We start from the raw sequence: 21,619 nt of genomic DNA on the forward strand, positions 1-21,619 counted from the left end.
TCAGAACGGGTACCGCTGGATCTCGGATTGCACAGTGATCCACTGGGTTTCGGTGAACGTATCGAGGTTGGCGGTCGGCCCGCCGAACCGGCCGCCGGCTCCGGAGGCCTTCAGACCGCCGAACGGAATCGGCGCCTCGTCGTCCACGGTCTGATCGTTGATGTGCACGGCACCCGAGACGATCCGGTCGGCGAGTTCGTAGGCCTTGAACGCGTCGCCGGTGAGGATACCCACGGACAGACCGTATTCGGAGGCATTGATGATATCCACGGCCTCCTCGACGGTGTCGTAGACCAGGACCGGCGCCACCGGGCCGAAGATCTCCTCGGTCCAGGCGGGATTGTCCGGGGTGAGACCGGTGAGAACGGTCGGTCGGTAGAACAGATCCGTGAACTGCCCGCCCGCGGCCACCGTAGCGCCCGCATCGACGGCCGCGGTGACCAGTCCGTGGACCCGGTCGCGCTGGCCGGCATCGATGATCGGACCCAGCATGTTGCCCGGGTCGGTGGGATCGCCCACCGGAATGTCCTGCGCCTTGTCCACCAGGGCTGCCACGTACTCCTCGGCGACGGACCGGTGCACGAGATGCCGGCCGGTGGTCATGCAGATCTGCCCCTGGTGCAGGAACGAACCCCAGGCACCCGCCGACGCGGCCGCCTGCACGTCCGCATCGGGTAGCACCAGCAGCGCATTGTTACCGCCCAGCTCGAGGTGCAGCTTCTTGAGCAGCGGCCCGGCCGCCGCGGCGATCCGGCGACCGGCGGCCGTGGAACCGGTGAACGACAGGCACGGGATCCGCGGGTGTTCGACCATCGCCGCACCCAGGTCGCCGCCGCCGGGCAGTACGTGCAGCACTCCAACAGGTAATCCCGCGTCCCGCAGCACTTCGGCCAGGGCCAGCCCGCCCGAGATCGGGGTACGCGGATCCGGTTTGAGGATTACCGCGTTACCCAGGGCGAGCGCCGGTGCCACCGAGCGCATCGACAGGATGGCGGGGAAGTTGAACGGCGAGATCACGCCCACGATTCCCACCGGAATCCGGCGGGCCATCGACAGGCGCGGTTTCCCGGACCGCAGCATCTCCCCGTACGGATGCGCGGCCAGGGCCGCGGACTCCTGGAGTTCGCTCGTCACCAGACCGACCTCGAAGGCCGCCTTACCCTGCCCCGACCCCGCTTCGGCCACCAGCCAGGAGCCGAGCCGGTCCGGATTCTCGCCCAGCAGCTGCGCGGCGCGCAGCAGGACGGCCACTCGTTCGTCATAGGTGCGCGCCGCCCAGTCCTGTTGCGCCGCCGTGGCCGAGCGCACCGCTGTCTCCAGTTCGGCGGTCCCGGCTTCGCCCACGGTGTCGAGCACCGCCCCGGTGGCCGGGGAGACCACGGGCAGGGTGCGGGAGGTCGGACGGAAGCTGCCGTCGAACAGCGCGGCGCGCCAAGCGGTGGCGGCCGAATCGGCGGTGGTGGTCATAGCGAACTCCTGAAATGCGGTGTCGTGCGTAGCAGAGGTGGCCGCGAGGACGAGTATCCTCGCCGCACCCGTCCGCTGTGTCGATCGCCCGTATCCGATGGCGCGGACCGGGCACCGGCCCTGCGCTCACGCGTAGATCCGGCAGCGGGCGACCGCAATCAGGCCGCCTGCTGCCACCCGGTATAGGCCTCCGCCAGATAGGCGGCGCCGTGCCGGGAACCGGTGACCATCGCCAGTTCGCCGCGCTGCCGGGCGATATCGAACGGAGACGCCCCCTCCACGGAGTGGAGCATGGTGGTCATCCAGTACGAGAAGTGCTGGGCCTTCCATACCCGGTCGAGAGCACGGTCGGTGTAGCGGTCCAGGGCCTCGTCTCCGGCGCCGGCCAGGAAATCGGTGATCGCCTCGTGCAGTACGCGGACATCGGCGAGCGCCAGGTTGAGCCCTTTGGCTCCGGTCGGCGGTACGGTGTGCGCGGCATCGCCGGCGAGCAACAACCGCCCGTGGCGCATCGGGGCGGTGACGAAGGAGCGGAACGGCAGCACCATCTTCGCGCTGATCGGCCCCTCCTGGATCTCGAAACCGTTCCCGTTCACCCGGCGGCGCATCTCCGCCCAGATCCGGTCGTCGTCCCAGTCCTCGGGCCGCTCGCCGGGCGAGCACTGGAAATACATCCGCTGCATCGTGGGCGTGCGCTGGCTCACCAGCGCGAAGCCGTGCTCGGACTGCGCGTAGATCAGTTCCGGATGCGAGGGCGGTGCCTCGGCGAGGAACCCGAACCAGGCGAACGGGTATTCGCGGAACCATTCACCGCGGGTCCCGGCCGGGAAGGCTTTGCGGCAGATCGACCGGGAGCCGTCGGAACCGACCACCAGCTCCGCCTCGATCCGGCCGCGGCGACCGTCGGCATCGATGAAGGACACCACTGGCCGTGCGCCGGAGGTGTCGACCACGGTATCGGCGACGCCGTAGCGCACATCGCCCCCGTCGATCTCGCGGCGGGCCGCCAGATCGATGAAGACATCGTTCTGGGGGTACAGCCAGACGGATTCACCGACCAGCTCCTGGAAGTCGATGCGGTGGTTCTCGCCACCGAACCGGAACACCACACCGTCGTGGCGGTCACCGTCGGTGATCACCCGATCGGACACCCCGGAGTCGACCAGGGTGCGCACCGACCCCGCTTCGAGGATTCCGGCGCGGATGGTGGTGGCGATATCGTGCCGGCTGCGGATATCGATGACCACCGAGTCGATTCCGGAGCGGTGCAGGAGATGGGAGAGCAGCAGCCCGGCCGGGCCCGCCCCGACAATCGCTACCTGGGTCCGAGTGGTGGTCACAGTGCGTACTCCTTCGTATCGTCGCGTCCGGTGCCGAGTGCCGAGGCCGTGGGTTCCGAGTGCCGGGCGGCCAGGCGGGGAACCGTCGCCAGCGCGAGCAACCCGATCGCGGCGACCACCGCGAAGAAGTAGAAACCCCACGGATGGGCGGAACCGGCCACGATGAGCGCCCCGGTGATACTCGGCCCGAAGATGGCGCCGAGGCGGCCGACCGCGGAAGCGAGACCGAGCGCGGTCGCGCGGACCTCGGCCGGGTAGGCCTGCGTGATATAGGCGTAGACCAACACCTGGGCCGAGAAGACGAAAATACCGGTCACCAGCACCAGGGCATTGAGCAGGAACGTGTTCGGCACTTTGATGCTCAGCAGGGCGAGCAGCACCGCGGCCGCACCGAACCAGATCAGGATGGTCGGTTTGGTGCCGCGCCGGTCGGCCAGGGTCCCCGCGACGATCAGGCCGATGATGGCGCCGATATTCAGCACCAGCAGCAGGGTCAGCGACGTGGACATGTTGTATCCGGCGTCGCGCATCAATTTCGGCAGCCAGGTGTTGAGTCCGTAGACCAGCAGCAGACCCATGAACGACCCGACCCACACGCCGAGGGTGGTGCGCAGGTATTTCGGCTGCAGGACCACAGTGGGGCCGACGCGTTCGGTCTTGCTCTGGGCCGCCAGATAGGCATCGGATTCGGGCAACTTCCACCACATGAGGGGCAGCAGCAGGAATCCGGCGATACCGCCGGCATAGAACAGGATCTCCCAGTTCGGTACGAGCCAGAGCGCGAACAGTGAGGCCAGGACCGCACCGAAGTGGTAGCCGGTCATGGTGAAGGTACTGGCGAAGGCCCGGCGCGAGGCGGGCATGTGTTCGGCCATGAAGGTGAGGGCGGTCGGCATACAGGCGCCGAGACCGAGCCCGGCGAGCAACCGGAAGGCGCCGAACACGGCTACCGATCCGGCCCACGGCACCGCGACGGTGAACACCGAGAACAGGGCGATCGAGGCCAGCAGTACCGAGCGCCGGCCGTAGCGATCGGCGAGCGGACCGACTCCGGCGGCACCGATGGCCACGCCGACCAGGGAGATGGTCGCCGCGAAGGTCGCGCCCGAGGCCGTGAACCCGGCGTGGTTCTCGTCGATCAGTGTCGGAATGACCGCACCGAGGACGACGAGGTCATACCCGTCGAGCAGCACGGTGAGCCAGCACAGCGCGGCAGGCCACGACAGCAGTTTGTTCATGATGGGGTTCTCTTCTGATCTTCGGGTCGCCACGATGCGACCCGGCTTGTGACGGCACTCACGCTAAGCTCCGCTTCCTCAGAAATCCAATAGATGATTTTCTGAAGTGGAATAGAGGAGATCTATGGCATTCGAGGTGGACCTCAACCTGGTCCGGACATTCGTCCTGCTCTACGAGACGCGCAGCGTCACAGCCGCGGCCGATCTGCTGGGCGTCACTCAGCCGACTGTCAGCTACGGCCTGGGCAAATTGCGTAGGCGGCTCGACGACGAACTGTTCGTCCGCGGGCCCGGCGGCCTGGTGCCGACCTCGGAATCCGAACGGCTGTACCCGCCACTGCGCGCCGCACTGGCGGAGGTCACCGAAACACTCGGCGCGACCACGGACTTCGATCCGGGCCGGCCCACCCGCTTCACCCTGGGACTCTCGGATCTGGGGGAGGTGACGGTACTGCCGCTGGTCCTGGCCGAACTGGCAGCCCAGGCGCCACAGGCGGGTCTGCAGGTCCAGGCCTTCGACCTCGACACCGCGACCGATCGGCTGGCCCGCGGCGAGATGGACGCCATCGTGGCCAGCCCGGTCCTCGATTCGCCCCGGCTGCGCCGGACACCCCTGTTCACCGAGGGGTACGCGGGTATGGTCGCCGCCGATCATCCCCGGCTGGGCACCGGCACACCGACGCACGGCGAGCTCGAGCGGGAGCGACACGTGGTGGTGGACGGCGGCAGCGGCCATCTGGGTCCGCGCCGGGCACTGGTCGAACACCGGCTGGAGAGCCGCATCGCGGTCCGGGTCACCCGGTTCGCGACACTCCCGTACGTGGTGCAGGACAGCGAACTGGTCGCGATCGTCCCGGAGCGAGTCGCCCGCGCGCTGGCCCGGACCCATTCGGTGCGGATCTTCGCGCTGCCCTGGCCCATCGAACCGGTCGAGGTGGCCGCCTACACCCGGCACGCACCCGGACGCAGCGCCGCCCAGCGCTTCTTCCTGGAGGTGATCCGGACGGCCATGGGCAAGCTGCCGGCCCTGTGAACCGGCCGAAATCACGACATCGCTCTCAACCGACCCGCTCGACCAGCGCGTCGTCGACCTCGACGGCCGCGCCGGTGGCCGCGCGGACGTCGGCGACGGTCACCCCGGGCGCGGTTTCCACCAGCACCAGTCCACGCTCGGTCACGTCGAGCACGGCCATATCGGTGATGATCCGGTCCACACAGCCCAGACCGGTCAGCGGCAGGGTGCATTCTTCGACGATCTTGGGCTCCCCCGACCGCGAGACATGATCCATCATCACGATCACCCGCCGGGCGCCGTGCACCAGATCCATGGCGCCGCCCATCCCCTTGACCATCTTCCCCGGAATCATCCAGTTGGCCAGATCGCCGCGCGCGCTGACCTGCATGGCGCCCAGCACCGCTACATCGACCTGACCGCCGCGGATCATGCCGAAGGACTGCGCGGAATCGAAGAACGAGGCGCCGGGCAATACGGTGATGGTTTCCTTGCCGGCATTGATCAGTTCGGGATCGAGTTCGTCCTCGATCGGGTACGGGCCCACCCCGAGGACACCGTTCTCCGAATGCAGCACGACGGTGATATCGCCGGGCAGATAGTTGGGCACCAGCGTCGGCATCCCGATGCCGAGGTTGACGTACTGGCCGTCTTCGAGTTCGGCGGCGACGCGGGCCGCCATCTGTTCGCGGGTCAGCGTCATGCGCGCACCGTCCTGTTCTCGATTCCTACTTCGACCTTGCCGACGGGTACGACCCGCTGGACCTGGATCCCCGGGGTGTGCACCTGGTCGGGGTCCAGTTCGCCCGGTTCCACCAAATGCTCGACCTGGGCGATGGTGATCCGGCCCGCCGCGGCCGCGGGCGGGTTGAAGTTGCGGGCGCTGGCGCGATAGACGAGGTTGCCGTGCCGGTCGCCCTTCCAGGCGTGAACCAGCGCGTAGTCGGTGACGATGCCCCGCTCGAGCACATAGGTGACCCCGTCGAATACCCGGGTCTCCTTCGGCGGTGAGGCCACCGCGATGCCCCCCGCGCCGTCGTAGCGCAGCGGCAATCCACCCTCGGCGACCTGGGTGCCGACACCGGCCGGGGTGAAGAAGGCCGGAATTCCGGCGCCCCCGGCCCGCATCCGCTCGGCGAGGGTGCCCTGCGGGGTGAGCTCGACCTCGAGTTCGCCGGACAGGTACTGGCGGGCGAACTCCTCGTTGGCGCCGACATAGGAGCTGATGGTCCGGCGGATCCGGTGCGCCGCGAGCAGCACCCCGAGACCGAAGCCGTTGGTGCCGCAGTTGTTGCTGACGACCTCCAGATCGGTGGCGCCCTGGTCGAGCAGCGCGTTGATCAGTATTTCCGGGATCCCGACCAGCCCGAATCCGCCGACGGCCAGGGAAGAGCCGTCGGGGATATCGGCGACCGCTTCGGCGGCTGTGGCAATGACTTTGTCCATCACGCGCTCCACAGTAACCAGAATTGTGCGGAATGTGAACTCATGTGCGTATAGTGAACCTCGCGCACGGTCATTGATCCGGTCCGAGCCGGGTCCTATGCTGTTCGCATCCCGTAGCAATGTCCACATCCCGAACGTGAGGTCGCGCATGCTCCAATTGCCCCCGCGGTACCGCGGTATCGACAAGGACGAGGAAGCACCGCTCGACTTCGCCGATTACCGCACCACCGCCCTCCGCCACCCGAAACAGCCGCTGATCCTGCTCCCCCAGCGACTCGGCGAACTCACCGGTCCGGTGCTCGGCGAAGGCCGGATCACCGAGGCGGACGCCGATCTGACACTGGCCCGTGGTGGCGAGGCGGCCGGGCAGCGTATCGTCGTCCACGGCCGCGTCCTCGACAGCGACCGCAAACCGGTACCGAACACATTGGTCGAGGTCTGGCAGGCCAATGCCGCCGGGCGCTACCGGCACCAGGGCGACCAGTGGCCGGCCCCGCTGGACCCGCATTTCGACGGCGTCGGCCGGGCACTCACCGACCGCGACGGTCACTACTCGTTCACCACGATCAAGCCGGGCATCTATCCGTGGCGCAACCACCACAATGCGTGGCGCCCCGCCCATATCCATTTCTCGCTGTTCGGGCGCGCCTTCACCCAGCGCCTGGTGACCCAGATGTACTTTCCGGACGACCCGATGTTCTTCCAGGACCCGATCTACAACTCGGTCCCCGACGGCGCCCGCCAGCGCATGGTGAGCACATTCGACTACGAGGCCACCACCGACAACTGGGCGGTGGGCTACCGGTTCGACATCGTGCTACGCGGCCGCGACGCGACCCCGTTCGAGGAGGACGACGACCACGATGAATGACACCGATTTCGCCCCCCGCTATCCGGTGACCACCGGCGATTTCACCACGGTGGAGTTCGGCCCCACCCCGTCACAGACCGTGGGCCCCTTCCTCCATATCGGACTCCCCTGGCCGGACGGCCCCGATGTGGTCGCCCCCGGCACGGACGGCGCCATCACCGTCACAGTGACGGTGAGCGACGGGGCCCGGACCCCGGTCGCGGACGCGCTCGTGGAGGTCTGGCAGGCCAATCGCGACGGCGTATTCGAGCATCCGGACGACCCGCGCCCGCAGACCGACCCCGCTTTCCGCGGTTTCGGCCGCTGCCCCGCCGACGCGACCGGTACCGTCCGGTTCACCACGGTGAAACCCGGAGCCCTCACCGGCGGCGACGGGGAAACCGAAGCGCCGCATCTGAACGTGTCGATTTTCGCGCGCGGCATGCTCAACCGGCTGGTCACCCGGCTCTACTTCGCCGACGAAGAGTCCGCCAATGCCGCCGATCCTGTTCTGGCTGCGCTGCCCGCGCCCCAGCGGAACAAGCTGATCGCCCGCGCCACCGCCGAGGGCTACCACCTCGACATCGTCGTACAGGACGCCGATCCGGACGGCGCCGAGACGCCGTTCTTCCACTTCTAGGAGGATCCGAGTGCCGCGTGGAGAGCTGTTCGATCCGCTTTTCGGGGCGGCCGAACTCGGCGCCGCCCTGTCCGACCGCGCCTGGATCACCGCACTGATCCAGGTCGAGTGCGCGCTGGCCCGCGCCCAGGCCGCCACCGGGGTGCTCGACGAGGAATACGCGAACGCCATCGACGCGGCGGGACCGGAGTTGGCCGGACGACTGGACCCGGAGCAGCTCGGCGGTGCCGCGGTGACCGGCGGTAACCCGGTCATTCCGCTCGTCGGCGAACTGCGCCGGGCCTGCGCGGCGGCGCACGTGCCCCCGGCGGCCGTCCACAAGGGCGCCACCAGCCAGGACATCCTCGACAACGCCCTGGCACTGCTGGCCCAGCAGGCCGGGACGCTGATCGTGGACGACCTGCGCGCCGCGGCGGACTCCGCCGCGACCCTGGCCCGCGGCCACCGGGACACCCCGATGGCCGCGCGCACCCTCGGTCAACAGGCACTGCCCACCACCTTCGGTGCGCTGGCGGCCGGCTGGTGCGTCGCACTCGACCGGGCGGCGGGCTCGGTCACCGCCGCGCTGGCCGACCTGCCGGTCCAGTTCGGCGGTGCCGCGGGGACCCTCGCCGCGCTGTACCCGCACGGTCCGGCGGTGGCCGACGCGCTCGCGGCGGAATTGGGGCTGGCGCCGCAGCGGGTGCCGTGGCACACCGACCGCACACCCCTCGCCGAACTCGCCACCGCCTTGGGCGTGGCCGCCGGTGCGGTGAGCAAGGTCGCCACCGATATCGTGACGCTGTCCGCTACCGAAATCAATGAGGTGAGCGAGGATTTGCCCGGTGGTTCGTCGGCGATGCCCCATAAGCGGAACTCGGTGGCCGCGATCACCGCACGCGCCGCGGCCCGGCGCGTCCCCGGGCTGGTCGCGACCGCGCTCGGCGCGATGGACCACGAAATGCAGCGTGCCGCCGGAGCCTGGCACGCCGAATGGGAAACCGTCACCGACTTGCTCCGCCTGACCGGCGGCGCCGCCCACCGGCTGGCCCAGAGCCTGGCCGGGCTGCGGGTCGATCCCACGGCGATGTCGCGCAATCTCGCCGTCACCGGCGGATTGCTGCTGGCCGAACGAGTGACCGCGGCGCTCTCCGAGCACACCGAACGGGCGCGCGAGATCGTCACCGCCGCGGCCACCGCCGACCCACCGGCATTGGACAGCGATCCCGAGATCGTCGAATTCCTGGGTGCCGACCGGGTCCGGGAACTGCTGGACCCCGCCGGATATCTGGGCCACGCAGCCGATTTCGTCACGCGGGTACTCGACGAACGCGGTGACGAGACCGGCGGGCCGGACACCGACCAAGCCACCGGGCCACAGTGACCCGCGACCGAGAACGAACCGAACGGAAAAGGTGATATGGCGTCGACCGCAGCGAAACCGACCACGAGCGTCGAACTCTCCTACCAGGCCTTCGGCCCCACCGGGGACGCGCCGACCGTCGTCCTGCTGGGCTCGCTCGGTTCGAACCGGTCGATGTGGGACCCGCAGATCGCCGCGCTGGCCGCCGGCCACGAGGTACTCGCCGTCGAGCTGCGCGGGCACGGCGAATCCCCGGTTCCGGCAGGTGATTACACCATCGCCGAACTCGCCGGTGATGTCCTCGCGCTGCTGGACCGGGTGGGCCGCGACGCGGTGCACCTGATCGGGTTATCGCTCGGCGGTGCGGTCGCCCAGCGGATCGCCGCCTACCATCCCACCCGGGTCCGCACCTTGACCCTGCTCTGCACAGCCGCGAAATTCGGCACCCCGCAGGACTGGCTCGACCGGGCGGCCGCAGTACGCGCCGCGGGCACCGGATCTCTCGCCGAGGCCGTGGTGGGCCGCTGGTTCACCACCGGTCTCACCACCCGTGACCCCGAGCTCGTCGCCCGCAGCCGGGCGATGGTCGCCGCGACACCGGACGCGGGCTATGCCGCCTGTTGTGCCGCCCTCGCGCACTGGGACGGGCGCCCCGATCTCGCCCGGATCACCGCACCCACCCTGGTGATCGCGGGCGCCCAGGACCCGGCCACCACCCCCGGCGATATGCGGAGCCTCGCCGACGGAATCGCGAATTCCGTACTGCACGTGCTCGATCCCGCCGCTCACCTGGCCAATGTCGAACAGGCCGGACAGGTCTCGGCGCTGATCACCGCGCATATCGCCGACCGGCGCGAACGTGCCGCGGCATTCGAGCAGGGGATGCGGGTGCGGCGCGCGGTGCTCGGCGACGCCCATGTCGACCGCGCCGTCGCCGGAACCACCGAATTCACCGAGCCGTTCCAGGATTTCATCACCCGCACCGCCTGGGGCGATGTCTGGAGCCGACCCGGCCTGGATCAGCACACCCGGCGGCTGCTCACCCTCGCCGTGCTCACCGCCGTGGGCAACACCCATGAGCTCGATATGCATATCCGCGCGGCACTGCGGGCCGGCATCGAGCCGGCCGAGCTCGCCGAGGTATTCCTGCACACCGCGGTCTACGCGGGTGTGCCGAACAGTAACCTCGCCTTCGGACTCGGCAAGGCGGCGCTGGCCGACGGTGTCGGGTCCCGCCCGGCCGACGACACCGCGGCCGGACCCGCCGACGAGGAAATACACCGACCATGACCGAACCCTCACCGGACTACGTGCAGTCGCTGGGCCGCGGCCTCGCCGTGATCCGCTCCTTCGACGCCGGCCATCCCCGGCGCACACTCAGCGAGGTCGCCAAGGCCACCGACCTGACCCGGGCGACCGCGCGCCGCTTCCTGCTGACCCTGGTGGAACTGGGCTATGTGCGCACCGACAGCTCGCTGTTCTGGCTCACCCCCCGCGTACTGGAACTCGGCTACAGCTATCTGTCGAGTCTGAGCCTGCCCGAGGTCGCGGGACCTCATCTGGAAAGCCTGGCCAACCAGGTGCACGAATCGACCTCGGTCTCCATCCTCGACGGCGAGGACATCGTGTATGTGGCCCGGGTACCGGTCAGTCGCATCATGACCGTCTCGATCACCATCGGCACCCGCTTCCCCGCCTACAGCACCTCGATGGGCCGGGTACTGCTGGCCGGACTCTCCGCGGCGGCGTTCGAGGAATATCTGGCGAAAGTCACCCTCACCCCGCTCACCGACCGCACCGTCCTCACCGCCGACGAACTGCGTGAACAGGTACGCCGCACCCGAGAATCCGGCTACTGCCTGGTCGACCAGGAACTCGAGCAGGGGTTGCGCTCGATGGCCGCCCCCATCCGCGACCACACCGGCACGGTGTGTGCCGCGCTGAACATCTCCACCCACGCCGCCCGCTACACCGCCGAGCGCGTACGGACCGACCTGCTGCCCCCGCTGCTCGCCACGGCCGCGGCCATCAGCACCGATCTCGCGCAGGTCCAGAACCGCGCCTGAGCACCACGAAGGAATGCCATGATCGACGCCGTCATCTGCGAACCCCTGCGCACCCCGGTGGGCCGGTTCGGTGGGGTGTTCAAGGATGTCGCCCCGGAAACCCTGGCCGCCGGCCTGATCACCGAACTCCTCCAGCGCACCGGCCTGTCCGCGGACCAGATCGACGACGTCGTCCTCGGCCAGGCCTCCCCCAACGGCGAGGCGCCCGCGATCGGCCGGGTCGCGGCACTCGACGCCGGGCTCGGGGTCGAGGTGCCCGGCCTGCAGGTGGACCGACGCTGCGGGTCTGGACTGCAGGCCGTGTTGCAGGCGTGTATGCAGGTCGCCACCGGCGGCAGCGATCTGGTGCTGGCCGGCGGTACGGAATCCATGAGCCGGGCGGAGTTCTACGCCACCGATATGCGCTGGGGCGTCAGGGGCGAGGGTATCGCCCTGAACGACCGGCTGGCCCGGGCCCGGGTCAGCGCGGGCGGCAGCAATTTCCCGGTCCCCGGCGGCATGATCGAAACCGCGGAGAATCTGCGCGCCGAATACTCCATCGGCCGCGCGGATCAGGACGCGCTGGCGGTGCAGTCACACCAGCGGGCCGTCGCGGCCCAGCGGGCCGGCCGGTTCGCCGACGAGATCGTCGGGGTGGCGGTGCCGCAGCGGAGATCGGACCCGATACTCATCGACACCGACGAACATCCCCGGGCCGACACCACTGTGGAAGCCCTGGCGAAATTGCGCCCGATCCGCGGCGGTGTCGATCCCGACGCGACCGTGACCGCCGGTAACGCCAGCGGTCAGAACGACGGGGCCGCGCTGTGTATCGTCACCACCGCCGCGCGCGCCCGCACCCTGGGCCTGCGGCCACTCGCCCGTCTCGCTTCCTGGGCCGTCGCCGGAGTACCACCACGCACCATGGGCATCGGACCGGTTCCCGCGACCGAAAAGGCATTGGCGAGAATGGATCTCTCGCTCGACGACATGTCGGTCATCGAACTCAACGAAGCCTTCGCCGCGCAGACCCTCGCGGTTCTGCGCAACTGGAAGATCGAACCCGACGACGAACGCCTCAACCCCAACGGCTCGGGTATCTCACTGGGCCACCCGGTGGGCGCTACCGGGGCCCGCATCCTCGCCACCCTGCTGCGCGAACTGGACCGCCGCGAGGGCCGCTACGCCTTGGAAACCATGTGTATCGGCGGTGGACAAGGGCTCGCAGCCGTTTTCGAACGCATCGTCTAGGCCCGGGTCGTTCAGGACGATAGCTGTCCTGAATCCACGAAACACTCGAACCATGAGCGAAACCGACTCGATCACGGGACAGCCGGAGCAGGCCGACATCACCGACTACAACGATCCGAACGCGCCGTGGAACCAGGCCTGGGACCAGGAGGGCGGTATCGCCGACTGGAACGATGATGTGATCAAGGAGTTCCGGGAGAACTCGGGCAGGGTGGGCGGCGCCTACGCGGGCGGGGACCTCATCCTGCTCACCACCACGGGAGCCAGGAGTGGCAAGCAGCACACGACTCCGCTGGGGCCCCTGTACCGGGACGACACCATGTACGTGAGCTCGTTCATCGAGGACAAGTACCCGGCCTGGTGGTACAACATCAGAGTGAATCCGCGGGTCACCATCGAGCTCCGGGACAAGACCTACCAGGCGACCGGCACGGTGCTCGAAGGGGCGGACTACGACGAGTTCGCGGCCTGGGTACTGGCCAACAACCCCCTGCTGGCAGACTTCCAGTCCAAGATCGACCGGCCCATACCGCTGGTCGTGCTGTCCCTCGACAGCGACGGCTGAGCGCTTCCAGGCACTGACCGCCGCTCCGAGCCGACACCGGGGATTTCTTGAAGGTCGAGTACGAGCCGGGGCGAATTCGAACGGCCTACACAGACCATCCTCGTCTTGCCGGCCACCCGCTCTTTTTCGCGGAGAACGGCGGGCGCGGTTATCGCCGTCGCGGGACGACTCATGGTGGTACGGCCGTACCGCGAGCCGGTACGGCAACACTCGCGGTACGGGTCACTCGTTGAGAACCACTGCGCGCAATGCCTCTTTCAAACTGTTCACGACACCGGCGGGCAGCCCGCCGAAGAGTCGTTCGTGCACTTCGTCGGCCCTGCGGTGCGCCTGTTCCAGCAGCTCACGGCCGGCGTCGGTGGCCACGATCAGTTTATTGCGCCGGTCCGCGGCGTCGGCGACCCGCTCGACGAGGCCGCGTCGTTCGAGATCGTCGATCAGCGCAACGATCTGGCTGGGGTCCAGGCCCAACGTCGCCGCGACACTTCGCTGATTGACCCCCTCGGCCTGTTCACAGGCGAGGATGAGGACCGAGTAGGGACGCACCTTGAGGTCGACGGGGGCGAGCGCTCGGTTCACCTGTCCGGCTACCAATCCGCCGGCCCGGGACAGCAGAAAACCGAGGTCTTCGGCCAGTTGCACCTGCCGTGATCGAGACATCTGCCCTCCTGTTCGCACCCTGCCCGGGAACACAGTAGCAGAAATAAATGATTGACTTTCTCAATGATGGATGTTTACTTGTGATGAGCAACTCTCTCGAAGGAGCCGAAGTGGATTTGAGCAACAAGGTGGCGGTCGTCACCGGCAGCGGACGTGGCCTCGGCCTCGCCTACGCGAAGGATCTCGCGCGCCACGGCGCTGCCGTCGTGATCAATGACGTCGACAAAGAAACCGCCGACAAGGCGGTCGCCGAGATCCGCGCACTCGGTGGCCGTACGGTCGCGGTGGTCGCCCCGGTCGGGCCCACCGAGACGGCGCAGCAATTGGTGGCGACAGCGGTCGAGGAATTCGGCCGACTCGACATCATGGTCACCAATGCCGGCATCCTCCGCGACGCCGTGGTGTGGAAGACGAGCGACGAGGCGTTCGACGCGGTGAACACCGTGCATCTGCGTGGCACCTTCACCTGTGTTCGCGAGGCGGTGCTGCGCTTCCGTGCGCAGGGCGCGGGCGGCCGCATCATCTGCATCGGCTCTCCCGCCGGCCAACGGGGCAACTTCGGCCAGACGAGCTACTCCGGCGCCAAGGCCGCCATCGTCGGTATGGTCCGCACCTGGTCGATGGAACTGCAGCGCGCCGGCATCACCGCGAACGCGGTCTGCCCGGTCGCGGCGACCGCGATGACCGAGACCATGCCGATCTTCCGACCCCATATCGAGTCGGCGAAAAAGACGGGCACGCTGCCCGCCCTGCTGCGGCGCGACATCGGCCTGGGCACCGCCGACGACGCTGCCGGGATCATCACCTTCCTGGCGAGCGACGAAGCCGCCGATATCACCGGTCAAGCCTTCGCCATCGGCGGTGACCGCGTCGCCCTCTGGACCCACCCCCAGCTCAGCGGTATCAGCTACCACGACAACGGCTGGTCCGCCGAGGACCTCGCCGCCGAATGGCCGAACCTGTCCGAACACCGCGAATCGGTCGGCGAGGAATTCCCCGCCGAACTGACCGGTGGCGGAAAGTGATGCGGCGATGACGACGCGCTACGAGTACGCCATCGACTTCGACCGTATCGAAGCGATCGATATCCACACCCATGTCGAGGTCGACGGATGTGGGCACCGTTCCCTCGACGACGAGCTCATGGCGGCATCGGAGAAATACTTCAAGTCCGGCGAGGACCGCACGCCCACCATCGACTCGATCGCCGAGCACTACCGGCGGCGGAACATGGCCGCCGTGGTGTTCACCGTCGACGCGCAGTCCGGCAGTGGGCACTCGCCCAACTCGGTCGAGGAGATCGCCGAGAAGGCCGCTGCCCACAATGACGTCCTGATCCCGTTCGGGTCCGTCGACCCGTGGCAGGGCCGGGCGGCGGTGCGCCGCGCACGCCGCCTCGTCGACGAATTCGGGGTGAAGGGGTTCAAGTTCCACCCCAGCATGCAGGCATTCGAACCCAACGATCGGGCCTTCTATCCCCTGTACGAGGCACTGACAGAGGCCGGTGTGCCCGTCCTCTTCCACACCGGCCAGACCGGTATCGGCGCCGGTCTGCCGGGCGGGCACGGCATCAAGCTGCGGTACTCCGACCCGATGCTGCTCGACGACGTGGCCGCCGACTTTCCTGACCTCACGCTGATCATGGCGCACCCCGCGGTGCCATGGGTGGATTCCCAGATCGCGATCGCCACGCACAAGGCCAATGTCTATATCGACCTGTCCGGCTGGTCACCGAAATATTTTCCGCCGCAACTCGTGCGGGCCGCGAATTCGATGCTGAAATCGAAAGTGCTCTTCGGCTCCGATTTCCCCGTGATCCAGGTGGACCGCTGGATGACCGACTTCGCGAAACTCGAGATCAAGCCGGAGGTCCGGCCGCTGATCTTCAAGGAGAACGCGCTGCGCGCACTCCATATCGAACGCTGATTCTTCCCGAACCCACAGGAGACACCATGACCACCACCCGCGTCGCCACACTGGCCGAACTCGCGGCACTCGAGGGGCAGTCGCTCGGCACGAGCTCCTGGATCGAGATCCCGCAGCAACGCATCGATACATTCGCCGACGCTACCGACGACCACCAGTGGATTCACGTCGATCCCGAGCGCGCGGAGGCGGAAAGCCCCTTCGGCGGGCCGATCGCCCACGGCTACCTGACGCTCTCGCTGATCATCCCGATGTGGGACGAGGTCTTGAAGGTCGACAGTGTCACCATGGCAGTCAATTACGGCCTGAACAAGGTGCGCTTCACCAACCCGGTACCCGCGAACGGTCGCGTGCGGCTGCAGGCCACTTTGAAGAAGGCCGAGGAGCTACCGAAAAATGGTCTGCAGGTGACCGTCGACGCCCTGATCGAACTCGAGGGCGCCGAGCGCCCGGCCGTGGTCGTCGAGGCCGTGTACCGCTTCTTCGAGTAGCCCCGCCCGCTCCCGCACACCGGAGGCGCGGGCCGCCCTGCGCCTCCGGCTTTCCATCGAAGGAGTTCCATGCGCAACGAGGGCATCGGTTCCTGGCCGCTGCGGCGCGCCCGCCTGTCCCCCGACCAGGTCGCACTCACCTTCGGCGGCCGGACCACGACCTACCGTGAACTCGACGACCGTGTCACGCGGTTGGCCCACGGCCTGCGCGGCCTGGGTGTCGGTTCGGGCAACCGGGTGGCGCTGCTCAGCGCGAACCACCCGGCCTATCTCGAAGCGCTGTTCGCCGCGGGACTGCTGGGCGCCACCTTCGTTCCGCTCAACGCCAGGCTGACCGCCGCCGAAATCGAGTACGCGCTGCGGGATTGCGGCGCGTCGGTACTGATCCACTCCACCGCGACGGCCGATATCGCGACGGGCCCGGCGCGGGCCGTCGATCTGGGCGGGCGCGTGGTCCTCGACGGGCCGGACGACCACGGCGCACCTGGTTACGAAGAACTGCTCGCCGCATCCGACGCGAGCCGCATCGACGAACCGGTCGGCCACGAAGACCCCTGCTTCATCATGTACACCTCCGGCACCACCGGGCGACCGAAGGGTGTCGTGCTCACCCACGGCAATATCGTCTTCGCGGTGATGAACGCGGTTATCGATCTGGACCTGCACAGCGACGAGATCGCCCTCGTCTGCGCCCCACTGTTCCATACCGCCGCCCTGGACATGGTCGCCCTGCCGACCCTGCTCAAGGGCGGGAACGTGCTCATCGAACCGGGCTTCGACGCCGGCCGGGTGCTCGAGGTGCTCGAACACGACCGCATCACCTACGCATTCGCCGTACCGACCATGCTCGATCAGATGACCGCACACGACCGCTGGGCAGGCACCGATCTGTCGGGGGTCCGCCGAATCCTCGTCGGTGCAGCCCCGGTACCGCCCCGGACCCTGCGCACCTACACCGAACGCGGCGTGAAGATGTGCCAGGGCTACGGGCTCACCGAGGCCGGCCCCGGAACCCTCGTGCTCATCCCCGACAATGCCGAACGCAAACTCGGCACCGCCGGAGTTCCGCACTTCTTCACCGACGTCCGGATTGTCGACGCGGACGGCCGAAACGTGGCCCCCGGCGAGCGCGGCGAAATCCAGATCTCGGGACCGAATGTCATGCGCGACTACTGGAACAACCCGCAGGCCACTACCGACGCGTTCGCCGACGGCCGATGGTTCCGCTCCGGTGATGTGGGCACGGCCGATTCGGACGGTTTCGTATCGATCGTGGACCGTCTGAAGGACATGATCATCTCCGGCGGCGAGAACATCTACCCCGCCGAGGTCGAGGCCGCGATACTCGAGATGCCCGGCGTGACGGGCTGCGCCGTGTTCGGCGTGCCCGACCGGAAATGGGGCGAGACCGGCTGCGCGGCCATCACTCTCACTCCCGGAACCGATATCGACCACGAGCGACTGGTCGAGTTCCTCACACCTCGCCTGGCCAAGTACAAGATCCCGAAGTCGACCCTGGTGCTCGACGAGATCCCCCGCAATGCGACCGGGAAGATCCGCAAGGACATCCTGCGTTCCCACTACCCACAAGGCGATGCCCGATCGCCGGCGGACGGGGCCGACGACTGAACGCACCCCGGCGACGGACAGGTCACCGACCGTGCCCACACCGTGTACGAACAGATCGAGGGAGTATCTCTCGGAGATCTGTGCGGCCCCGGGGTTTCCGTTCGACTGTTCGATCCAGGGCGACCGTGTGCTGCTGACCGGATGAACAGCTAACGGTGGCGACCTGCCGGGGGCCGAACGGCCGGATCTCGATATGAGGGAAGATCCGGCCGTTCGCATTGCCGGGGCAGCGATTCTTGGTCCGCACTGTCCAGGTGGGCCGGGTGCACAGGCCGCAGGACTCGCCCAGGGCTTCCACACCGCCACATGAGGTGCCCATCATGCCGATCTTGCCGCTATCGGCCTTACCGCCGAGCTGGGCACCACCGGTATCGGAGTCGGTGGTCGAGTCGATCGCTTCGGTCGGCCGGGCCGGGCGCGCGAGAGTGTCGTCGGGAGACAGTGTGAGATCCGCGGACCGGAACACGGCGTGCCCGTCCAGGCCCGTGGTCGGCTCGCGGACGGTGGGGTGATAGTCGTCTCGGGCATCGACGGCCGATGCGCGGGCGGGCGTCCTCTGCTCGGGTTCCGCAGGCGGTCGCAAGCCCACCGGCCATAGCGAATGCGCGCAATAGTGCGGCGCTCCGGGAGAATCTCACGGTCGATCTCCTTGGGATGGACGGGGGTGATGATCAGGGGTTCACGACAGGCAGCTGCACCAGCGACGGTTGCGCCGGGTCGGTCACGACCTCGATCGTCGACCCGTGGGCATCGGGCAGCGGGATGCTCTCCCGGTGGTCGTAGCCGGTGACCGTGAGCTGCATCCGATGTCCTTCGCGGAACACATACGACAGGGGAAGGATGTCGAACCGCAGGCGCGCGGCCACCCCGGGAGTGAGCAAACGGGCGTCCTCCCGGTAGGAGCGGTGATACGGAACCCCGGGGGGTAGCGCGTACGGCGCTTCGCTTTCCGCACGCAACGAGGCGGCGAGCCGGCCCTCAGTGACCACTGACACCGTGCCGTCCGGCGCCACATCCTCGACGTAGGCGAAGGTATGGGCGTCGGGACGGTCGACCCGGACGGTCAGATCCGCGAGCGGGGTACCGGTCACCTCGGTATCCCGGGTGAGAGGCGGACTCGTGTACGACGTTCCCTCACCACCGGTGTGACACGGCTGGATGGTCGCTCCCGAGCCGGCCTCGGGACATTCGACCGCGGTGTTCACGGTGAACGTCCGGCTGCCGGTGGCCTGCGAGCCGAGTACCCCGTCGGCGCCGAGGGAGAAATCGGTGCGGCCGGACTCGGTGGGCGGCCAGGCCTGTGTCTCCCGCCAGTCGATCGCGCCGGTGGGATTGCCGATATCGGAGACCGTGGCGTAGCGGATGGGCGGAGCTTCGTCGAGTCCCGTATCGATGCCTTTCAGATGTTCGTCGAAGAAACGGTGCGCCTCCTGGACGAGGGCGAGGCCGGGGTTCTCACAGTGCAGCCACGGTCCGATCAGCAGTTTCGATCCGGAGGTGTTGAGTGCGGTGATGATTCCCTGGTCCCGGAACTCGTCGCGCCAGCCGCCCACGATATAGAGCGGGATCTGCGATTCGCGGATCTGGGCCGCGTAGGTGCTCAGGCTGCCTTCCGCCCAGAACCGGGAGGCGACCAGCGGGGAGAAGTCGTCGCGATACGGCATCCCGGCCCACATCTTCGCCAGCGGGGTCGATTTCTGATGTTCTTCGGCGGCCTGGCGCAGCAGCGTCTTGTCCTCATCGCCGGCCACGGGCGTGACCTGCATATCATCGGCCACCGTCCGAGTGGGCCCGTAACCCCATTGGGCCGCGATCCCGCCCCGCCGCATCGCGTCGAACTTGTTCCAGGAGAAGCAGCCGGCGAAGGCCGCCTTCAGATGCGGGGGCCGCATCGAGACCGCGTGCATGGCCGCATCGCCGGTGTTCGAGCAACCGTAGATGCCGACCTGCCCGTTCGACCAGGGTTGGGTGGCCAGCCATTCGGTGACGTCGTAGGCGTCCTGTGCCTCGACGCGGTCGTGGTAACCGCGCCGGACACCGAACGATTGACCGTTACCGCGCCGCGCGACCTGGGCGATCACATAGCCGTGTTCGGTCAAGGCGGTGAGGTTCGAATAGCCGGCCTCCCGCGGTCCCACACCGTCTTTGGGGCTGGGGTAGATATCGAGCTTGTGATGCCAGATCGCCGGGAAGCGGCCTTCGGCCGCCCGCCCGTCGGTGGCGGGCCGCGACAGCAGCATCGCCAGGCGCGTGCCATCGGCCATCGGTAGATAGAAGGTTTCGGTGATCGCCTCGGTGTACTGCGTACCAGGCGTGTAATCGGCGAAACCGGCCTGCGCGGTGTCGGCTTCCTCCGTGCGGCTGACCACTGCGAACAGCGCGCCCGCGACGACCAGGAGGCCGACGAGCCCCGCGATCGCCCAGCGATATCTGGACATACTCATCTCCTTGAATTGTCATGACGACACCAGTTCTCGCCTCGAGGCGGCGGCTAGCGAAGAAGCGGAGTGTGTTCGTACGCGGCCTGCGGCTTCCGGTCGCCACCTCGCGCCAGCACGGCACCGCAGAAGAGACAGGCGACCGTCCCGACGAGCAGGGCCACCCGCGCCGACGTACTGTCGATGATCGAGCCGGCGATCAAGGCTCCGACGGGGGCGACACCGACACTGCTCATGGTGAGCAGCCCGGCGGACCGCCCGAGCAGCCCGGGAGGACTCAGCAGTTGCACCGTGCTGTTCAGCGAACTCTGGAACGCACCCAGGCCGAGGCCGATGAGCGGCGATACCAGCAGGAACACTGTCACGTCCGGTGCGAGGGCAGCCGAACCCAGCGAGATACCGAGCACCGCCGTGGCCGTCGCCACCACCCGGGTTCCCTGGTGCGCGACCGCCGAGACGATCAGTCCACCGATTACCGCGCCCACCGCGTTAAGTGTGTGCGCGGCACCCAGCTGTGCCGGATCACCGGCCAGTGTGATGGTGACCATGGCGGTGACCACGACCATGAAATTCATCGCCAGCACCGTGACGGCGATATTGGTGCCGAACAGCCTGCACAGGACCGGGTCACCCAGCAGCGTCCGCACCGACCCCTTGTCCCCGTCGCGGGAGCGAGGCCGCTTCTCCGCGAACGCTTTCGGGTCCATGACGCAGAGCGCGAGCAGTACGCCGGAGTAGGTGAGCGCATTGACCGTGAAACAGATCGGCGCGCCAGCCACGACGTAGGTCAGGCCGGCCAGTCCGGGCCCCAATGAACGGGCTGCGGACAGCGCGACGGTGTTCAACGATACCGCCGGGCCCAGTTCCCGGGCGCCCACGAGTTCGTAGAGGAACGCCTGCCCCGCGGTGCGGTCGAAGGCCTGCACGATCCCGCTCAGCGCCACGAGCCCCAGCAACGTGACGAGTTCGTCGTGGCCCGTGGCGGCGGCGCCGGCCAGCGCCGCGGCGCACAGCGCCATGAGCGGTGTGGTGACGAAGAGTATCGTGCGTGGCCGGAAGCGGTCGGCCACCACACCGGCCGGCGCCGAGAGCACCAGCATCGGGGTGAACTGGCATACGGCGACCAGCGACAGCGCCAGCGCGCTTTCGGTGGTTTGCACGATCCACAGGCTCAACGCCAGATTCTGGAACCACACACCGGTGTTGGCGAAGATCTGGCCGCCGAAGTACAGCACGAAGTTCCGCCGACGCAGCGGTGGCGGCAGGAAGCGGGGCATGA

Annotated in this window: 20 protein-coding genes; 12 read left to right on the forward strand and 8 right to left on the reverse strand. The window is 68.1% G+C overall.

Annotated features, from left to right (window positions below):
- The 3 genes from ACQPYS_RS16370 to ACQPYS_RS16380 form a co-directional block, all read right to left on the reverse strand.
- Positions 1–1,467, reverse strand: a complete 1,467-nt coding sequence (locus ACQPYS_RS16370) for an aldehyde dehydrogenase family protein (RefSeq protein ID WP_433490052.1) — start codon at positions 1,465–1,467, stop codon at positions 1–3.
- Positions 1,468–1,625: 158 nt separating this feature from the next.
- Entirely contained in the window at positions 1,626–2,807 is a 1,182-nt protein-coding gene (locus ACQPYS_RS16375; protein ID WP_433490053.1) for a 4-hydroxybenzoate 3-monooxygenase, read from the reverse strand.
- A complete protein-coding gene (locus tag ACQPYS_RS16380) occupies positions 2,804–4,045 on the reverse strand; it encodes an MFS transporter (RefSeq protein WP_431937894.1) in 1,242 nt (413 codons plus the stop codon). The genes ACQPYS_RS16375 and ACQPYS_RS16380 overlap by 4 nt, the downstream gene beginning before the upstream one ends.
- 124 nt (positions 4,046–4,169) lie before the next feature.
- Here ACQPYS_RS16380 and ACQPYS_RS16385 point away from each other — a divergent pair, with 124 nt between their 5' ends.
- Entirely contained in the window at positions 4,170–5,078 is a 909-nt protein-coding gene (locus ACQPYS_RS16385; protein ID WP_433490054.1) for a LysR family transcriptional regulator, read from the forward strand.
- 25 nt (positions 5,079–5,103) lie between these two features.
- On the opposite strand, the gene ACQPYS_RS16390 is transcribed toward ACQPYS_RS16385, so the two are convergent.
- Both ACQPYS_RS16390 and ACQPYS_RS16395 read right to left on the reverse strand, forming a co-directional pair.
- On the reverse strand, positions 5,104–5,760 hold the full coding sequence (locus ACQPYS_RS16390) for a CoA transferase subunit B (protein ID WP_433490055.1): 657 nt from the start codon (positions 5,758–5,760) through the stop codon (positions 5,104–5,106).
- Positions 5,757–6,503 (reverse strand): CoA transferase subunit A, encoded by a 747-nt coding sequence (locus tag ACQPYS_RS16395; protein WP_063034781.1) that lies wholly within the window; start codon positions 6,501–6,503, stop codon positions 5,757–5,759. Before ACQPYS_RS16395 ends, ACQPYS_RS16390 begins: the two co-directional genes overlap by 4 nt.
- Positions 6,504–6,651: 148 nt before the next feature.
- On the opposite strand from ACQPYS_RS16395, the gene pcaH reads away from it, so the two are divergent.
- From pcaH to ACQPYS_RS16430, 7 genes are read left to right on the forward strand one after another with little or no spacing between them, the layout of a single operon-like run.
- Positions 6,652–7,374, forward strand: coding sequence for a protocatechuate 3,4-dioxygenase subunit beta (gene pcaH, locus ACQPYS_RS16400; RefSeq protein ID WP_433490056.1), 723 nt, complete (start codon positions 6,652–6,654; stop codon positions 7,372–7,374).
- On the forward strand, positions 7,367–7,993 hold the full coding sequence (pcaG, locus tag ACQPYS_RS16405; RefSeq protein ID WP_433490057.1) for a protocatechuate 3,4-dioxygenase subunit alpha: 627 nt from the start codon (positions 7,367–7,369) through the stop codon (positions 7,991–7,993). Before pcaH ends, pcaG begins: the two co-directional genes overlap by 8 nt.
- A gap of 4 nt (positions 7,994–7,997) precedes the next feature.
- Positions 7,998–9,356 (forward strand): lyase family protein, encoded by a 1,359-nt coding sequence (locus ACQPYS_RS16410; protein ID WP_433493062.1) that lies wholly within the window; start codon positions 7,998–8,000, stop codon positions 9,354–9,356.
- Between the two features lie 36 nt (positions 9,357–9,392).
- Positions 9,393–10,625 carry a 3-oxoadipate enol-lactonase gene (gene pcaD, locus ACQPYS_RS16415; RefSeq protein WP_433490058.1) on the forward strand — a complete coding sequence of 411 codons (1,233 nt, stop codon included), beginning with the start codon at positions 9,393–9,395 and terminating at the stop codon, positions 10,623–10,625.
- On the forward strand, positions 10,622–11,401 hold the full coding sequence (locus tag ACQPYS_RS16420) for an IclR family transcriptional regulator (protein WP_433490059.1): 780 nt from the start codon (positions 10,622–10,624) through the stop codon (positions 11,399–11,401). The genes pcaD and ACQPYS_RS16420 overlap by 4 nt, the downstream gene beginning before the upstream one ends.
- Before the next feature lie 18 nt (positions 11,402–11,419).
- Positions 11,420–12,631 carry an acetyl-CoA C-acetyltransferase gene (locus ACQPYS_RS16425; RefSeq protein WP_433490060.1) on the forward strand — a complete coding sequence of 404 codons (1,212 nt, stop codon included), beginning with the start codon at positions 11,420–11,422 and terminating at the stop codon, positions 12,629–12,631.
- 52 nt (positions 12,632–12,683) lie between these two features.
- Positions 12,684–13,196, forward strand: a complete 513-nt coding sequence (locus ACQPYS_RS16430; protein ID WP_433490061.1) for a nitroreductase/quinone reductase family protein — start codon at positions 12,684–12,686, stop codon at positions 13,194–13,196.
- Between the two features lie 222 nt (positions 13,197–13,418).
- On the opposite strand, the gene ACQPYS_RS16435 is transcribed toward ACQPYS_RS16430, so the two are convergent.
- Positions 13,419–13,856 (reverse strand): MarR family winged helix-turn-helix transcriptional regulator, encoded by a 438-nt coding sequence (locus tag ACQPYS_RS16435; RefSeq protein ID WP_063034789.1) that lies wholly within the window; start codon positions 13,854–13,856, stop codon positions 13,419–13,421.
- A gap of 110 nt (positions 13,857–13,966) precedes the next feature.
- Here ACQPYS_RS16435 and ACQPYS_RS16440 point away from each other — a divergent pair, with 110 nt between their 5' ends.
- The 4 genes from ACQPYS_RS16440 to ACQPYS_RS16455 all read left to right on the forward strand — a co-directional run bounded on the left by ACQPYS_RS16440 (position 13,967) and on the right by ACQPYS_RS16455 (position 17,902).
- Positions 13,967–14,881 (forward strand): SDR family NAD(P)-dependent oxidoreductase, encoded by a 915-nt coding sequence (locus ACQPYS_RS16440; RefSeq protein ID WP_063034790.1) that lies wholly within the window; start codon positions 13,967–13,969, stop codon positions 14,879–14,881.
- 7 nt (positions 14,882–14,888) lie between these two features.
- Positions 14,889–15,782, forward strand: a complete 894-nt coding sequence (gene couO, locus ACQPYS_RS16445) for a 4-hydroxyphenyl-beta-ketoacyl-CoA hydrolase (protein WP_431937886.1) — start codon at positions 14,889–14,891, stop codon at positions 15,780–15,782.
- A 26-nt stretch (positions 15,783–15,808) separates the two neighbouring features.
- The gene (gene couM, locus ACQPYS_RS16450; RefSeq protein WP_433490062.1) at positions 15,809–16,273 is read left to right on the forward strand and encodes a p-hydroxycinnamoyl-CoA hydratase; all 465 of its coding nucleotides are present in this window, start codon (positions 15,809–15,811) and stop codon (positions 16,271–16,273) included.
- A 69-nt stretch (positions 16,274–16,342) separates the two neighbouring features.
- Positions 16,343–17,902 carry an acyl-CoA synthetase gene (locus ACQPYS_RS16455; RefSeq protein ID WP_433490063.1) on the forward strand — a complete coding sequence of 520 codons (1,560 nt, stop codon included), beginning with the start codon at positions 16,343–16,345 and terminating at the stop codon, positions 17,900–17,902.
- Positions 17,903–18,573: 671 nt separating this feature from the next.
- On the opposite strand, the gene ACQPYS_RS16460 is transcribed toward ACQPYS_RS16455, so the two are convergent.
- Both ACQPYS_RS16460 and ACQPYS_RS16465 read right to left on the reverse strand, forming a co-directional pair.
- Positions 18,574–20,340 carry a CocE/NonD family hydrolase gene (locus tag ACQPYS_RS16460; RefSeq protein ID WP_433490064.1) on the reverse strand — a complete coding sequence of 589 codons (1,767 nt, stop codon included), beginning with the start codon at positions 20,338–20,340 and terminating at the stop codon, positions 18,574–18,576.
- A 53-nt stretch (positions 20,341–20,393) separates the two neighbouring features.
- Entirely contained in the window at positions 20,394–21,617 is a 1,224-nt protein-coding gene (locus ACQPYS_RS16465; RefSeq protein ID WP_433490065.1) for an MFS transporter, read from the reverse strand.
- Between the last annotated feature and the right edge of the window lie 2 nt (positions 21,618–21,619).

Source organism: Nocardia grenadensis (assembly GCF_050942415.1).
GTDB lineage: Bacteria > Actinomycetota > Actinomycetes > Mycobacteriales > Mycobacteriaceae > Nocardia > Nocardia grenadensis.

Bases quoted from the DNA above. Each gene is read 5' to 3' on its own strand.
- ACQPYS_RS16370 (WP_433490052.1), bottom strand. From the start codon at position 1,467: ATGACCACCACCGCCGATTCGGCCGCCACCGCTTGGCGCGCCGCGCTG.
- ACQPYS_RS16380 (WP_431937894.1), bottom strand. From the start codon at position 4,045: ATGAACAAACTGCTGTCGTGGCCTGCCGCGCTGTGCTGGCTCACCGTG.
- ACQPYS_RS16385 (WP_433490054.1), top strand. From the start codon at position 4,170: ATGGCATTCGAGGTGGACCTCAACCTGGTCCGGACATTCGTCCTGCTC.
- ACQPYS_RS16390 (WP_433490055.1), bottom strand. From the start codon at position 5,760: ATGACGCTGACCCGCGAACAGATGGCGGCCCGCGTCGCCGCCGAACTC.
- ACQPYS_RS16395 (WP_063034781.1), bottom strand. From the start codon at position 6,503: ATGGACAAAGTCATTGCCACAGCCGCCGAAGCGGTCGCCGATATCCCC.
- pcaH (WP_433490056.1), top strand. From the start codon at position 6,652: ATGCTCCAATTGCCCCCGCGGTACCGCGGTATCGACAAGGACGAGGAA.
- pcaG (WP_433490057.1), top strand. From the start codon at position 7,367: ATGAATGACACCGATTTCGCCCCCCGCTATCCGGTGACCACCGGCGAT.
- pcaD (WP_433490058.1), top strand. From the start codon at position 9,393: ATGGCGTCGACCGCAGCGAAACCGACCACGAGCGTCGAACTCTCCTAC.
- ACQPYS_RS16420 (WP_433490059.1), top strand. From the start codon at position 10,622: ATGACCGAACCCTCACCGGACTACGTGCAGTCGCTGGGCCGCGGCCTC.
- ACQPYS_RS16425 (WP_433490060.1), top strand. From the start codon at position 11,420: ATGATCGACGCCGTCATCTGCGAACCCCTGCGCACCCCGGTGGGCCGG.
- ACQPYS_RS16430 (WP_433490061.1), top strand. From the start codon at position 12,684: ATGAGCGAAACCGACTCGATCACGGGACAGCCGGAGCAGGCCGACATC.
- ACQPYS_RS16435 (WP_063034789.1), bottom strand. From the start codon at position 13,856: ATGTCTCGATCACGGCAGGTGCAACTGGCCGAAGACCTCGGTTTTCTG.
- couO (WP_431937886.1), top strand. From the start codon at position 14,889: ATGACGACGCGCTACGAGTACGCCATCGACTTCGACCGTATCGAAGCG.
- couM (WP_433490062.1), top strand. From the start codon at position 15,809: ATGACCACCACCCGCGTCGCCACACTGGCCGAACTCGCGGCACTCGAG.
- ACQPYS_RS16455 (WP_433490063.1), top strand. From the start codon at position 16,343: ATGCGCAACGAGGGCATCGGTTCCTGGCCGCTGCGGCGCGCCCGCCTG.
- ACQPYS_RS16460 (WP_433490064.1), bottom strand. From the start codon at position 20,340: ATGTCCAGATATCGCTGGGCGATCGCGGGGCTCGTCGGCCTCCTGGTC.
- ACQPYS_RS16465 (WP_433490065.1), bottom strand. From the start codon at position 21,617: ATGCCCCGCTTCCTGCCGCCACCGCTGCGTCGGCGGAACTTCGTGCTG.